The sequence below is a fragment of the Cupriavidus necator genome (genome assembly GCF_040578825.1).
Taxonomy (GTDB): domain Bacteria; phylum Pseudomonadota; class Gammaproteobacteria; order Burkholderiales; family Burkholderiaceae; genus Cupriavidus; species Cupriavidus necator_E.
The window spans coordinates 71,461-85,584 of the sequence record NZ_JBEFLI010000008.1 but is presented as its reverse complement, the minus strand read 5'-3'; the positions used below and the strand labels follow the sequence as shown (position 1 = coordinate 85,584).

The 14,124-nt window shown below is 67.7% G+C and carries 12 protein-coding genes; 11 read left to right on the top strand and 1 reads right to left on the bottom strand.

What is annotated here, in order from left to right; all coding sequences use genetic code 11:
* The first annotated feature begins 4 nt into the window (after window positions 1-4).
* Window positions 5-2,488 (top strand): CaiB/BaiF CoA-transferase family protein, encoded by a 2,484-nt coding sequence (locus AB1I47_RS06745; protein WP_354682996.1) that lies wholly within the window; start codon window positions 5-7, stop codon window positions 2,486-2,488.
* A 44-nt stretch (window positions 2,489-2,532) separates the two neighbouring features.
* Entirely contained in the window at window positions 2,533-3,552 is a 1,020-nt protein-coding gene (locus AB1I47_RS06740) for a Bug family tripartite tricarboxylate transporter substrate binding protein (protein WP_354682995.1), read from the top strand.
* Window positions 3,553-3,597: 45 nt separating this feature from the next.
* Here the strand turns inward: AB1I47_RS06740 and AB1I47_RS06735 are convergent, their stop codons facing one another.
* A complete protein-coding gene (locus AB1I47_RS06735) occupies window positions 3,598-4,548 on the bottom strand; it encodes a LysR family transcriptional regulator (RefSeq protein ID WP_354682994.1) in 951 nt (316 codons plus the stop codon).
* Window positions 4,549-4,733: 185 nt separating this feature from the next.
* On the opposite strand from AB1I47_RS06735, the gene AB1I47_RS06730 reads away from it, so the two are divergent.
* The 9 genes from AB1I47_RS06730 (at window position 4,734) to gph (ending at window position 14,113) form a co-directional block, all read left to right on the top strand.
* Window positions 4,734-6,194, top strand: a complete 1,461-nt coding sequence (locus tag AB1I47_RS06730) for a form I ribulose bisphosphate carboxylase large subunit (protein WP_354682993.1) — start codon at window positions 4,734-4,736, stop codon at window positions 6,192-6,194.
* 56 nt (window positions 6,195-6,250) lie between these two features.
* Window positions 6,251-6,682, top strand: a complete 432-nt coding sequence (locus AB1I47_RS06725) for a ribulose bisphosphate carboxylase small subunit (RefSeq protein WP_354682992.1) — start codon at window positions 6,251-6,253, stop codon at window positions 6,680-6,682.
* Window positions 6,683-6,819: 137 nt separating this feature from the next.
* Window positions 6,820-7,755: a CbbX protein gene (cbbX, locus tag AB1I47_RS06720; RefSeq protein WP_354682991.1), complete on the top strand. Its 936-nt coding sequence runs from the start codon at window positions 6,820-6,822 to the stop codon at window positions 7,753-7,755.
* A 3-nt stretch (window positions 7,756-7,758) separates the two neighbouring features.
* Window positions 7,759-8,532 (top strand): HAD family hydrolase, encoded by a 774-nt coding sequence (locus tag AB1I47_RS06715; protein ID WP_354682990.1) that lies wholly within the window; start codon window positions 7,759-7,761, stop codon window positions 8,530-8,532.
* A gap of 1 nt (window position 8,533) precedes the next feature.
* The gene (gene rpe / locus AB1I47_RS06710) at window positions 8,534-9,298 is read left to right on the top strand and encodes a ribulose-phosphate 3-epimerase (protein WP_354682989.1); all 765 of its coding nucleotides are present in this window, start codon (window positions 8,534-8,536) and stop codon (window positions 9,296-9,298) included.
* Window positions 9,299-9,347: 49 nt separating this feature from the next.
* Entirely contained in the window at window positions 9,348-10,436 is a 1,089-nt protein-coding gene (locus tag AB1I47_RS06705; RefSeq protein WP_354682988.1) for a class 1 fructose-bisphosphatase, read from the top strand.
* 11 nt (window positions 10,437-10,447) lie between these two features.
* The gene (locus tag AB1I47_RS06700) at window positions 10,448-11,326 is read left to right on the top strand and encodes a phosphoribulokinase (protein ID WP_354682987.1); all 879 of its coding nucleotides are present in this window, start codon (window positions 10,448-10,450) and stop codon (window positions 11,324-11,326) included.
* Between the two features lie 28 nt (window positions 11,327-11,354).
* Window positions 11,355-13,367, top strand: coding sequence for a transketolase (gene tkt, locus AB1I47_RS06695; protein WP_354682986.1), 2,013 nt, complete (start codon window positions 11,355-11,357; stop codon window positions 13,365-13,367).
* Window positions 13,367-14,113 (top strand): phosphoglycolate phosphatase, encoded by a 747-nt coding sequence (gene gph / locus AB1I47_RS06690; protein ID WP_354682985.1) that lies wholly within the window; start codon window positions 13,367-13,369, stop codon window positions 14,111-14,113. Before tkt ends, gph begins: the two co-directional genes overlap by 1 nt.
* The last annotated feature ends 11 nt before the right edge of the window (window positions 14,114-14,124 follow it).

Here is a 14,124-nt window from a genome sequence, read left to right as displayed (position 1 = left end):
TCCTATGACGATAAATGGTCCTGACGCGGCCCGGCTGGCGCTGCGCGGCCTGCGCGTGCTGGAGGTCGGCACTGGCCCGGCACTGGCGTATGCGGGCAAGTTATTCGCCGATTTCGGTGCCGAGGTCATCAAGGTGGAAAGCCCGGCGGGCGATGCCTGGCGGCAGATGCCGCCGATGGTCGGCGCTGCCGGCGCAGAGCCTGCTGAAAGCGCGCTCTTTGCGTGGCTCAGCACCAACAAGCGCAGCGTCACGGCGGATGGCAACAACCCGAAGGACATGACATGGCTGGCGCAACTGGCGCGAACCTGCGATGTCGTGCTCGATGCGCGAGCACTGACCGCAGGCATCCACGCCAGGCCGGTCTGGTCCGCTGGTACCGGCGATACCGGCGATACCGGCGATCCACACGAGCGCGAGCCGATCGAGGTCGTGCTGACCTGGTTCGGGGAGAGCGGCCCTTACAGCCAGTATGCCGGCGCGGAAGCCGTGTGCCGCAGCCTGGCCGGCGCCGTGCATGCCAGTGGCCCGGTTGACGGACCACCACACATGCCGCATGACGTGCAGACCGCCGTGGTGTTCGGGCTGATGGCGTTCTCGGCGGCTGTCGCGGGCCTGATCGGGGCGGCGGATGGCAGCCGCCGTTATGTGCTGAGCGCGCATGAGGCCATCCTGAGCGTGGTCGAAATGGAAGCCGGCATGGTCACGGACAAGCGCCACCCGCTTCGGCGTCTTGGCGTCAACCGGTTCTGTGGCACGCATCCGGCCGGCATCTACCAGACCGCGGCAGGGTGGATCGGCATCTTCACCCACACGCTGCCTCAGTGGAAAGCGCTGTGCGAGGCGATCGGGCATCCCGAGCTGGCCGACGACCCCCGCTTCGCCAACGGCCAGGAGCGCATGGCCCGTGCGGACGAGATCGACGCGCTGCTCGAACGCGCGTTCCTGACCCGGTCGGCCGGGCAGTGGTTCGAGATCCTCGGCGCGAAGAAGCACCCGACCGTCATCGTGCCGACGATGGAGGCGCTGCTCGGGCAGGACGTGCATCGGCAGCGTGGCGCGTTTGTCCCGGTGGTTGCGGCAGGCGCGACCTTCGAAGGCCCGGTGGTACCACTGCGCCTGGATGCGGCCGGGCCGTTGCCGGGTGGAACGGCGCCGGCGAAGGGCGCGCATGACGATCACTACCGGACCGCGGGCCTGGCGTACCGTCCTCGTCTGCAGCGCCAGCGGACTTCCACCGAGCAGTTGCCGCTGCAAGGGATCCGCGTTATCGACCTGACGATGGGTTGGGCCGGGCCGCTCGCCTCGCGGACATTGGCCGACTTTGGCGCGGAAGTCATCAAGGTTGAAAGCACCTGCTATCCCGACTGGTGGCGCGGTGCCAACTTCACGGAAGAGTTCTATCGGGAGCGGCTGTACGAGAAGAACTCGAACTTCAACCTGATGAACCGCAACAAGCTGGGGATCACGCTGGACCTGACGCGCCCCGAGGGGAGGCAGTTGCTGCTGCAGCTGGTCGAAGGCGCGGACGCGGTGATCGAGAACTACTCCGCCGAAGTCCTGCCGAGGCTGGGCCTGGACTACGCGGCACTGCGCGCCGTGAACAAACGATTGGTCATGGTCTCGATGCCGGCGTTCGGTCTCGGCAACGCATGGAGCAACACCCGCGCCTACGGCGGCACGCTGGAGCAGGCCAGCGGGCTGCCGCTGCATACCGGACACCCGGAGGGACCGCCGGCGATGACGTCATACGCCTATGGCGATCCGATTGGCGGCCTGAATGCAGGAGCCGCGATGTTGCTGGCGCTGTTCGAGCAGCAGGCCACCGGCGCGGGCCGACATGTGAACCTGTCGCAAGTGGAGGCGATGTTGCCGATGGCGGCGCCGTTCATCCTGGAGCAGTCTGTCAGCGGCACCGTCTCTGCACGCCAGGGCAATCGCCATCCGATGCATGCGCCGCACGGTTGCTTCCGCTGCGCGGGCGAAGACGCGTGGATCGTGCTGACAGTGACCGATGCGCACTGGCCTGCGCTGTGTCGTGTGCTCGACAGGGCGGACCTCGCCGCCGATACGCAGCTTGCGCGGGCTTCGGGCCGTCGTGCGCATCAGGACCGGATCGATGCGGCGATCTCCGCCTGGTGCGCGGAGCGGGATGCGGAAGCAGCGATGCGCCTGCTGCAACAGGCCGGCGTCGCCGCGGGCGCGGTGCGAACCATGGCGCAGGTCCTGCAGGATCCCCACCTGCGCGCGCGGGGATTCTGGCGCGACGTCGAGCGCGCCCACATCGGCAGCTACCCGGCCAGCACCGCCTGGTTCCGCACTGGCATCGACCCCATGCCGATCCGCAACGTCGCACCGACGCTGGGCGAACACAACGAGGAAGTGTTGGCTTGCGTGCTGGGACTGAGCGCAAAACAGATCGCGGACCTGGAACAACGCGGCATCACTGGCAAGACGGCGCAGCCCAGGCAATCGAGAGCGCTGCCGTAGCGCCGGCAGGTGTTTCGAACATGACTAGTACAAGAGGAGACGACATGAAGAGACTCAATTTTGCGACGCGCCGCGTTCCATCCGCGGGCATATTCAGGGTTGCCGCCGCGCTTGGCGTCCTGCTTTGCGCAATCTCCGGCCCGGCCGCGGCCCAGGAGGCGAACTGGCCAAGCCGGCCGGTCAGAATGATCGTTCCGTTCCCGGCAGGTTCATTCACCGACACCGCGGCACGCATTGTCTCGGACCACCTGAGCAAGTCCCTGGGCCAACCTGTGGTCGTGGAGAACAGGGCGGGCGCCAACGGACTGATCGGCGTGGCGGAGGCGGCGCGGGCGGCGCCGGATGGATATACCTTGCTGATGACGAACTCCAGCAGCATCACCATCAACCATCAGGTGTACAAGAAGAGCAACTACAAGCCGAAGGATTTCGCACCGGTCACGCTGGTGCTGGAGGCACCCTTTATCCTGGTAGCGAATCCTGAATGGTCGCGCAAGAACGCGGTAGGGTCGGTCACCGACCTGGTGCGCTTTTCCTCGCAACATCCTGGCAAGATCAGCTATGGCTCGGCAGGCCCGGGCAATATCGCGCATCTCAGCTTCGCCATGTTGAACAACCGGGCGAAGATCCAGACCACGCATATTCCGTACAAGTCGTCGGCGCAGGCGCAGCTGGCGGTGATCAGCGGCGAGCTGGAGACGGCATTCGATACGTGGACCGCGCTGCCTCACATCAAGGCAGGGAAGCTGAAACCGCTCGCGATCACCGCATCGAAGCGCATGCCACAGCTGCCTGAAGTCCCCACGCTCGAAGAGGCCGGCATCGCGCCGTTCAACGTGACGTTCTGGATCGGCATGCTGGCGCCGGCCGGCACGCCGCCGCAGATCGTCCAGCGCCTGCATGCCATCACGCGTGGCGTGCTGGATGACGGCAAGGCGCGCGCCGCGCTGGGCCAGCAGGGCGAGGTCGTCATGGTCGACTCCGCGAACTTCGCCAGGCGCATTGAGAAAGAGGACGCCGGCTGGGGCGCCGTGATCCAGCGCGAAGGCATCACGCTGGAGTGAACCCGTCCGGCAAGAGCCTGTAGACCGGTCCTGACCTGACCGGTCTCAGGCCACGCGCCGCCCGGGCAACAGCCCGGCATATTCCTTCCCCAGGAACGCGGCGGTGTGTTCGAGCAGGTAGGCGCGGCAGGACTCGCTGGCGGGTGACAGGCGCTTGCTTGCCATATGCGCGACATGCCAGACGCGCTCGATCGGCGTGCCCGTCACGTCGAGCAGCGCGATCTCGCCGGTGCGCAGTTCCAGCGACAGCGTGTGCAGCGACAGCAGGCTGATGCCCATGCCCGCCATCACCGCCTGCTTGATGGTCTCGTTGCTGCCCAGCGTGATGACCTTGGCCGGCGTGAACAGGTGGTCCCTGAACGTGAACTCCGCCACGGTGCGCGTACCCGAGCCGCTTTCGCGCAGCAGGAAAGTCTCGTGGCGCAGCTCGTGCAGGTCAAACCCCTTCTCGCCGCGCAGCGGGTGCCGCGGCGAGGCCACCACCACGTACGGATGCGCCGCGATGGGTTCCGACACGGCGTCCAGCTCGCGCGGCGGACGGCCCATCAGCGCAAGGTCGATCGCATTGTCCTGCAGCAGTTGCAGCAGCGTTTCGCGATTGCCTTCGGCGATGCGCAGCTCCACGCCCGGGTGCAGCGCCGTGAAGCCGGCGAGCAGCTTGGGCGCGAAGTACTTCGCCGTGCTGATCAGCCCGATCGTGATCGACCCCTGCTCGACATCCTTGACTGCCTGCAGCCCTTCCTCCGCATCCTTGACCTCGCCGAGGATGCGCGACGCATGGTGCAGCAGGCGATCGCCGGCCTCGGTCAGCCTGAGCTGCCCCTTGGTCCGCTCGAACAGCGCCAGGCCCGCCACGGATTCAAGCTGCTTGACCTGCATCGACACCGCCGGCTGGGTCAGGTGCAGCTCTTCGGCCGCGCGCACGAAGCTGGCGTGCCTGGCCACCGTGACGAAGATCTGCAACTGGCGAAGGGTCAGGGCGCGCAGAAAGGACATTGGGGCAATGAGGGCAGTGGGGGCAGTGGGGGGCGGCTGTTCAACGTTCACAGGCGGTGCGGCGCCGCCTGCACTTAAGGAATAGCTTATGTAAGGGCTAAGAATATCTGAATTTACCTTATGTGGGTCGGCTTATATCTTTCAACCACGCAGCCACGCCGCCAATCCACGCAAGGGAGACCAGCATGAACGCACCTGAGACGATCCAAGCCAAGCCGCGCAAGCGCTACGACGCCGGCGTCATGAAGTACAAGGAAATGGGGTACTGGGACGGCGACTACGAGCCCAAGGATACCGACCTGCTGGCGCTGTTCCGCATCACCCCGCAGGACGGCGTGGATCCGGTCGAGGCCGCTGCCGCGGTGGCCGGCGAGTCCTCCACCGCCACCTGGACCGTGGTGTGGACCGACCGCCTGACCGCCTGCGACATGTACCGCGCCAAGGCTTATCGGGTCGATCCGGTGCCCAACAACCCCGAGCAGTTCTTCTGCTACGTGGCCTATGACCTGTCGCTGTTCGAAGAAGGGTCGATCGCCAACCTGACCGCCTCGATCATCGGCAACGTCTTCAGCTTCAAGCCGATCAAGGCTGCGCGCCTGGAAGACATGCGCTTCCCGGTCGCCTACGTGAAGACCTTCGCCGGCCCGTCCACGGGCATCATCGTCGAGCGCGAACGGCTGGACAAGTTCGGCCGCCCGCTGCTGGGCGCCACTACCAAGCCCAAGCTCGGCCTGTCGGGGCGCAACTATGGGCGCGTGGTGTATGAGGGCCTGAAGGGCGGGCTGGATTTCATGAAGGACGACGAGAACATCAACTCGCAGCCGTTCATGCACTGGCGCGACCGCTTCCTGTTCGTGATGGATGCGGTCAACAAGGCCTCGGCCGCCACCGGCGAGGTCAAGGGCAGCTACCTCAACGTGACCGCCGGCACCATGGAAGAGATGTACCGGCGCGCCGAGTTCGCCAAATCGCTGGGCTCGGTCATCATCATGGTCGACCTGATCGTCGGCTGGACCTGCATCCAGTCCATGAGCAACTGGTGCCGCCAGAATGACATGATCCTGCACCTGCACCGCGCGGGCCATGGCACCTACACCCGGCAGAAGAACCATGGCGTGTCCTTCCGCGTGATTGCCAAATGGCTGCGGCTGGCGGGCGTGGACCATATGCATACGGGCACGGCGGTGGGCAAGCTCGAAGGCGACCCGCTTACCGTGCAGGGCTACTACAACGTGTGCCGCGACGCCTATACACGCACCGACCTGACGCGCGGGCTGTTCTTCGACCAGGACTGGGCTTCGCTGCGCAAGGTGATGCCGGTGGCTTCCGGCGGCATCCACGCCGGCCAGATGCACCAGCTGATCAGCCTCTTCGGCGACGACGTGGTGCTGCAGTTCGGCGGCGGCACCATCGGCCACCCGCAGGGCATCCAGGCCGGGGCCACCGCCAACCGCGTCGCGCTGGAAGCGATGGTGCTGGCGCGCAACGAAGGGCGCGACATCCTCAACGAAGGGCCGGAGATCCTGCGCGACGCCGCGCGCTGGTGCGGGCCGCTGCGGGCCGCGCTCGATACCTGGGGCGACATCACCTTCAACTACACGCCGACCGATACCTCGGACTTCGTGCCGACAGCGTCGGTGGCCTGACCCGGCCCCTGCGATCCCCTGCGATCCCCAGCGAACCCACAGAACGAGAGGACATCATGCGCATAACCCAAGGCACTTTCTCTTTCTTGCCCGACCTGACCGACGCACAGATCACCAGCCAGCTTGAGTACTGCCTGGACAAGGGCTGGGCGGTCGGCATCGAATACACCGACGACCCGCATCCGCGCAATACCTACTGGGAGATGTTCGGCCTGCCGATGTTCGACCTGCGCGATGCCGCCGGCATCCTGCAGGAGATCAACAGCGCGCGCAGCACCTTCCCCAACCACTACATCCGCGTCACCGCCTTCGATTCGACCCATACGGTGGAGTCGGTGGTGATGTCGTTCATCGTCAACCGTCCCGCCGAAGAGCCCGGCTTCCGGCTGGTGCGGCAGGAGGAGCCCGGCCGCACGATCCGCTACTCGGTCGAGAGCTACGCGGTGCAGGCGCGGCCCGAGGGCAGCCGCTACCGCAGCATCGACTGAGCCGCCGCGCAGCGCTGCCGGCAGCGATTTCCACGCTGTGCCATGCCACGGCTGCGTGCGCCGCCAGGCCGCGCGCCGGGGGATGCCGCGCGCCGGCTTTATCGAACCGATTGACCATGTTTCTCCCGGAGCCTGCCATGTCCGCACCCGAAACGACCGCAGTGCTGCAACCTCCTGCCGCCGATGCCGGACCGGTGGCCGGATCGCTGGCCGAGTCGCTGGCGAGCTCGGGCATCACCGAGCTGCTGGCCCAGCTCGACCGCGAGCTGATCGGGCTGGCGCCGGTGAAAGCGCGCATCCGCGATATCGCCGCGCTGCTGCTGGTGGACAAGCTGCGCGCCGCGCGCGGCTTCAGCGCGGGGGCGCCGAGCCTGCACATGTGCTTTACCGGCAATCCCGGCACCGGCAAGACCACCGTGGCCATGCGCATGGCGCAGATCCTGCACCAGCTGGGCTACGTGCGCCGCGGCCACTTGGTGGCGGTGACCCGCGATGACCTGGTCGGCCAGTACATCGGCCATACCGCGCCCAAGACCAAGGAGATCCTGAAGAAGGCCATGGGCGGGGTGCTCTTCATCGATGAGGCCTACTACCTCTACCGCCCGGAGAACGAGCGCGACTACGGCCAGGAGGCGATCGAGATCCTGCTGCAGGTCATGGAGAACAACCGCGAAGACCTGGTGGTGATCCTGGCCGGCTACAAGGACCGTATGGACCGCTTCTTCGAATCGAATCCGGGCATGTCCTCGCGCGTGGCCCACCATATCGACTTCCCCGACTACCAGCTCGACGCGCTGCGCCAGATCGCGGCACTGATGCTGGGCGAGATGCAGTACCGCTTCGACGATGAAAGCGCGGCCGTGTTTGCCGACTACCTGGCGCGGCGCATGGCGCAGCCGCATTTCGCCAATGCCCGCAGCGTGCGCAATGCGCTCGACCGCGCGCGGCTGCGCCATGCCTCGCGGCTGCTGGACGACGCCGGCGCGGTGGTCGACGACCAGACCCTGACCACCATCACGGCCGCCGACCTGCTGGCGAGCCGCGTGTTCGCGCAGGCGAAGGACAAGGAGTAAGCCATGCAAGCCTTGATCTTCGATGTCGACGGCACGCTTGCCGATACCGAGACGGCCCACCTGCAGGCGTTCAATGCCGCCTTTGCCGAAGCCGGCCTCGGCTGGTGCTGGGATGAAGCGCTCTACACGCGCCTGCTCAGGGTGGCCGGCGGCAAGGAGCGGCTGATGCATTACTGGCGCATGCTGGACCCCGAAGTCTCGGCAGAGGCCCGCGGCGCGAAGGTGAGGGAAACCATCGACGCCGTCCATGCCATCAAGACCCGCCACTATGCCGAGCGCGTCGGCAGCGGCCGGCTGCCGCTGCGGCCGGGCATTGCCCGCCTGATCGACGAAGCCCGCCGGTCCGGCATTCCCATCGCCATTGCCACCACCACCACGCCGGCCAACCTCGACGCGCTGCTGCGGGCGCCGCTGGGGGCAGGCTGGCGCGAGCGCTTCGCCGCCATCTGCGACGCGGGCACGACCGCGGTCAAGAAGCCGGCCCCGGATGTCTACCTCGCCGTGCTCGACCGGCTGGGCCTGGAGGGCACCGATTGCCTGGCCATCGAGGATTCTGAGAACGGCGTGCGCGCGGCGCAGGCGGCCGGCATCCCCACCGTGGTCACGCCCACCGCCTATACCGCGCAGGACCGTTTCGACGGCGCGCTGCTGGTACTGCCGCACCTGGGCGACCCGGAGCAGCCGCTTCCGCAGCTCCTGCCGGGCGCGGAACACCGCTGGGCGGACCTCGCCGCATTGCGCGCCTGGCATCGCGGCACATGGTTCGAGGCAGCCTGATATGCACGCCACCGACCAGCACATTGAACATGGCCAGGATCAGGGCAGCGATCAGGGCAGCGATCGCGGCACCAGCAACGGTGCGATCCGCCTGGCGCCCTCCATCCTGTCCGCCGACTTCGCGCGGCTGGGCGAGGAGGTGCGCGCGATCGAGGCAGCCGGCGCAGACCTGGTGCACTTCGACGTGATGGACAACCACTACGTGCCCAACCTGACCATCGGCCCGCTGGTGTGCGAAGCGATCCGGCCGCACGTGTCGATTCCCATCGACGTGCACCTGATGGTGGAGCCCGTCGACGCGCTGATCCCGCTGTTCGCCAGGGCGGGCGCCAGCATCATCAGCTTCCATCCGGAGGCGAGCCGCCATGTGGACCGCACCATCGGCCTGATCCGCGATCACGGCTGCAAGGCCGGCCTGGTGCTGAACCCGGCCACGCCGGCGGGCTGGCTGGACCATACGCTCGCCCAGCTCGACCTGGTGCTGCTGATGAGCGTCAATCCGGGCTTTGGCGGCCAGGCCTTTATCCCCGGCGTGCTGGACAAGCTGCGCCAGGTCCGCGCGCGCATCGACCGGCAGGCGGAGGCCGGCGGTCGGCCGGTGTGGCTGGAGATCGATGGCGGGGTCAAGGCCGACAACATCGCCGCGATCGCGCGCGCCGGTGCCGACACCTTCGTTGCCGGCAGCGCCGTGTTCGGCGCGCCGGATACCGACGGCGGCTACCGGGGCATCCTGCGCCGCCTGCGCGAGGCCGCGACCTTCACGTAGCCGGCCCCGGCGCGACAAAAGAATACACATCAAATCAAGGAGACCTGCCATGCCCGAAGTCCAGAGGATGACCCTGACGCAGTTCCTGATCGAGGAGCGCCGCCGCTTTCCGACCGCCAGCGGCGGCTTCAACGGCCTGATCCTGAACGTCGCCATGGCCTGCAAGGAGATTGCGCGCGCGGTCGCCTTCGGCGCGCTGGGAGACAGGCACGGCAGCGCCGCGGACGGAGAGCGGGGCGCCATCAACGTCCAGGGCGAAGTCCAGCAGAAGCTCGATGTGCTGAGCAACGCCGCCTTCGTGCGCGTCAACGAGTGGGCCGGGTACCTGGCGGGCATGGCCTCGGAGGAAATGGAGGCGCCTTACCAGATCCCCGAGCGCTACCCGCGCGGCAAATACCTGCTGCTGTTCGATCCGCTCGACGGCTCGTCCAATATCGACGTCAATGTCTCGGTCGGCAGCATCTTCTCGGTACTGCGCGCCCCGCAAGGCGCGGACGCGGTCACCGAACAGGACTTCCTGCAGCCCGGCACGGCCCAGGTGGCGGCCGGCTACGCGCTCTACGGCCCCACCACCATGCTCGTGCTGACGGTGGGCAATGGCGTCAACGGCTTTACCCTCGATCCCAACCTGGGGGAGTTCTTTCTTACGCATCCCAACCTGCGCGTGCCGGCCGACACCCACGAATTCGCCATCAACGCGTCGAACAGCCGCTTCTGGGAAGCACCGGTGCGGCAGTACATCACCGAATGCCTGGCCGGGCAAAGCGGGCCGCGCGGCAAGGACTTCAACATGCGCTGGATCGCCTCGATGGTGGCCGAGGCGCACCGCATCCTGATGCGGGGCGGCGTTTTCATGTACCCGCGCGATACCAAAGATCCCGCCAGGCCGGGACGGCTGCGCCTGCTCTACGAGGCCAACCCCATCGCCTTCCTGATGGAGCAGGCGGGCGGGCGCGCCAGCACCGGCCGCCAGCCGCTGATGTCGGTGGCGCCTGCCGCGCTGCACCAGCGCATCGGCGTGATCTTCGGCTCGCGCAATGAAGTGGAACGGATCGAGCGCTACCACACCGATCCCGCCGATCCCGAGCTTCCCAATCCCCTGTTCAACGAGCGCAGCCTGTTTCGCGTTTCCGCCTGAGGTGCCCGGCCATGTCAGAACGTTATCCCATCATCGCCATCACCGGCTCCTCGGGCGCCGGTACCACATCGGTGACCCGTACCTTCGAGAGCATCTTCCGCCGCGAGGGCGTGAAGTCTGTGGTGATCGAAGGCGACAGCTTCCACCGCTTCGACCGCGCCGAAATGAAGGTCAAGATGGCCGAGGCCGAGCGCACCGGCAATATGAACTTCAGCCACTTCGGTCCGGAGAACAACCTGTTCGCCGAGCTGGAGAACCTGTTCCGCTCCTATGCGGAATCCGGCACGGGCATGCGCCGGCACTACCTGCATAGCCCGGAGGAGGCCGCCCCGTTCGGGCAGGAGCCCGGTACCTTCACCGAGTGGGAGCCGTTGCCGCCCGACACCGACCTGCTGTTCTATGAAGGCCTGCATGGCGGCGTGGTCACCGACGAGGTCAATGTCGCCAGGTATCCGAACCTGCTGATCGGCGTGGTGCCCGTGATCAACCTGGAATGGATCCAGAAGCTCTGGCGCGACAAGAAGCAGCGTGGCTACTCCACCGAGGCGGTGACCGACACCATCCTGCGCCGCATGCCGGACTACGTGAACTACATCTGCCCCCAGTTCTCGCGCACGCATGTGAACTTCCAGCGGGTGCCGTGCGTGGACACGTCCAACCCCTTTATCTCGCGCGAAATTCCCGCGCCGGACGAAAGCATGGTGGTGATCCGCTTTGCCAACCCGAAGGGGATCGACTTCCAGTACCTGCTGAGCATGATCCACGACTCCTTCATGTCGCGCGCCAACACCATCGTGGTGCCGGGCGGCAAGATGGAACTGGCCATGCAGCTGATCTTCACGCCCTTCGTCCTGCGCATGATGGAGCGCCGCAAGCGCGCCGAGCTGTGACCCATTGCCGTTTGCGAGGACACCACTGATGAATGCACCCGAACGTATCGACTCCGCCGCGCGCTGCGCCAACGCGCTGCGCTTCCTGGCCGCCGACGCGGTGGAGCAGGCCAGATCCGGCCACCCTGGCGCGCCCATGGGCATGGCCGAGATGGCCGAAGTGCTGTGGCGCCGCCACCTGCGCCACAACCCCGCCAACCCGGCCTGGCCCGACCGTGACCGCTTCGTGCTGTCCAACGGCCATGCTTGCATGCTGCAGTACGCGCTGCTGCATCTCACCGGCTACGACCTGCCGATGTCGCAGCTGCGCCAGTTCCGCCAGCTGCACGCGGCCACGCCAGGCCATCCGGAGCTGGGCGTAACGCCGGGCGTGGAAACCACCACCGGGCCGCTGGGGCAGGGCCTGGCCAATGCCGTTGGCATGGCGCTGTCGGAGAAGCTGCTGGCCGCTAGCTTCAACCGGCCCGGCTTCGACATCGTCGACCACCACACCTATGTCTTCCTCGGCGATGGCTGCCTGATGGAGGGGCTCAGCCACGAAGCCTGCTCGCTGGCGGGCACGCTCGGGCTGGGCAAGCTGATCTGCCTGTACGACGACAACGGCATCTCCATCGACGGCAACGTCGCCGGCTGGTTTGCCGACGATACCCCGAAGCGCTTTGCCGCCTACGGCTGGCATGTGATTGCCGGCGTCGACGGCCACGATGCGCAGGCCATCGACGCCGCGCTGCACGCGGCCAGGGCCGAGCGCGAGCGGCCCACGCTGATCTGCTGCCGGACGGTGATCGGCAAGGGCGCGCCGGCCAAGGCAGGCGGGCACGATGTGCATGGCGCACCGCTGGGCGCGCAGGAAATCGCCGCCATGCGCGAGGCGCTGGGCTGGGAGACCGAGCCCTTCGTGGTGCCCCCGGACGTGGCTGACGCCTGGGACGCACGCGCACAGGGCGCCGCGCGCGAGGCCGAATGGGAGGCGCGCTTCGCCGGCTATCACGCCGCGCATCCGGAGCTGGCCGAGGAATTCCTGCGCCGCATCAACGGCCGCTTGCCGGAAGGCTTCGATGCGGAACTGATGGCGTTGCTGGACGCGCCCTCGGCACTGCAAGGCAAGATCGCCACGCGCAAGGCTTCGCAACTCTGCCTGGAGGCGCTGACGTCCGCCTTGCCCGAGCTGCTGGGCGGCTCGGCCGACCTGACCGGCTCCAACCTGACCAATGTCAAGGCCTCGGTCTGGGTCAACCACGCCGGGCACGGCAACTACGTGAGCTACGGCGTGCGCGAGTTTGGCATGGCCGCGGTCATGAACGGCGTGGCGCTGCATGGCGGGCTGATCCCCTACGGCGGCACCTTCATGACCTTCTCGGACTACTCGCGCAATGCCATCCGCATGGCGGCGCTGATGCGGCTGCGCGTGGTGCACGTGCTGACCCATGATTCCATCGGCCTCGGCGAGGACGGCCCCACCCACCAGCCGGTGGAGCACGCCGCCAGCCTGCGCCTGATCCCCAACAACCGGGTCTGGCGGCCCTGCGACGGCGCCGAGACCGCGTACGCCTGGCAGGCCGCGCTGCGGCGCGAGCACGGGCCCACGTGCCTGGTGCTGTCGCGGCAGGCGCTGACGCCGTTCGAGCGCGATGCGGCCCAGCGCGCCGGCATCGCGCGCGGCGGCTATGTGCTGCGCGATGTGGTGGCGCCGCGCGTGGTGCTGGTGGCGACAGGCTCCGAGGTGGAGATCGCGGTGCGCGCCGCGCAGGACCTGGCCGATGCCGGCATCGCGGCGCGCGTGGTGTCCATGCCCTGCGTCGAGCTGTTCTACGCGCAGGACGCGGCATACCGGGAGACGGTGCTGCCGCCAGGTTTGCCGCGCGTCAGCGTGGAGGCCGGCGCCACCTGGTTCTGGCGCGGCGTAGTGGGCGAGGAGGGCGTGGCGCTAGGCCTCGACAGCTTCGGCGAATCCGCGCCGGCCGAGGCGCTGTACCAGCACTTCGGCCTGACCCCGGCGCATGTCGCGGCGGCCGCGCGCGTGCTGCTGGAGGGGGCGTGATGGCTACCGTATCCATGCCTTGCACCGCGGTGCTGATCGACCTGGACGGTACGCTGGTCGATAGCGCGCCCGACATTGTCGAGGCCGCCAACCGCATGCTGGCCGAACTCGGCAGTCCGCCGCTGCCGTTCGATACCGTGGCCGGCTTTATCGGCCGTGGCGTGCCCAACCTGGTGCGGCGCGTGCTGGAGACCGCGCAGCTCGCGCCGCCGCGTGTGGACGCCATCGACGCCGCCGGTGCCGAGGCGATGTTCCATCGCCACTATGCCGACACCAACGGCCGCCTCGGCTCGGTATTCCCGGGCGTGGAAGCGGGTCTGGCAGCGCTCAGGCACCACGGCTACCGCCTTGCCTGCGTCACCAACAAGCCGCGCGCGCTGGCGGCGCCGCTGCTGGCGCTGACCGGACTGGCGGCGTACCTGGAAGTACTGGTGGCGGGCGATTCGATCGCGCAGATGAAACCGGACCCCGAGCCGCTGCGCCATGCCTGCCGCCTGCTCGACGTCGATCCGGCGCAGGGCGTGCTGGTGGGGGATTCGCCGGTCGACGTGGCGGCGGCGCGCGCGGCCGGCATGGCGGTCTGCCTGGTGCGCTATGGCTACGCCGGCCCCGGCGGGCCCGCGGCGCTGGGCGCTGACGCGCTGGTCGATTCGATGGAGGCATTGCCGGCGCTGCTCACGCCGGCGCGGCTGGCGCCGGCCGCCTGCCGCCACCTGAACCGGCCTCACCGAATCCCCATCGAGTAAAGGAGCTTCAC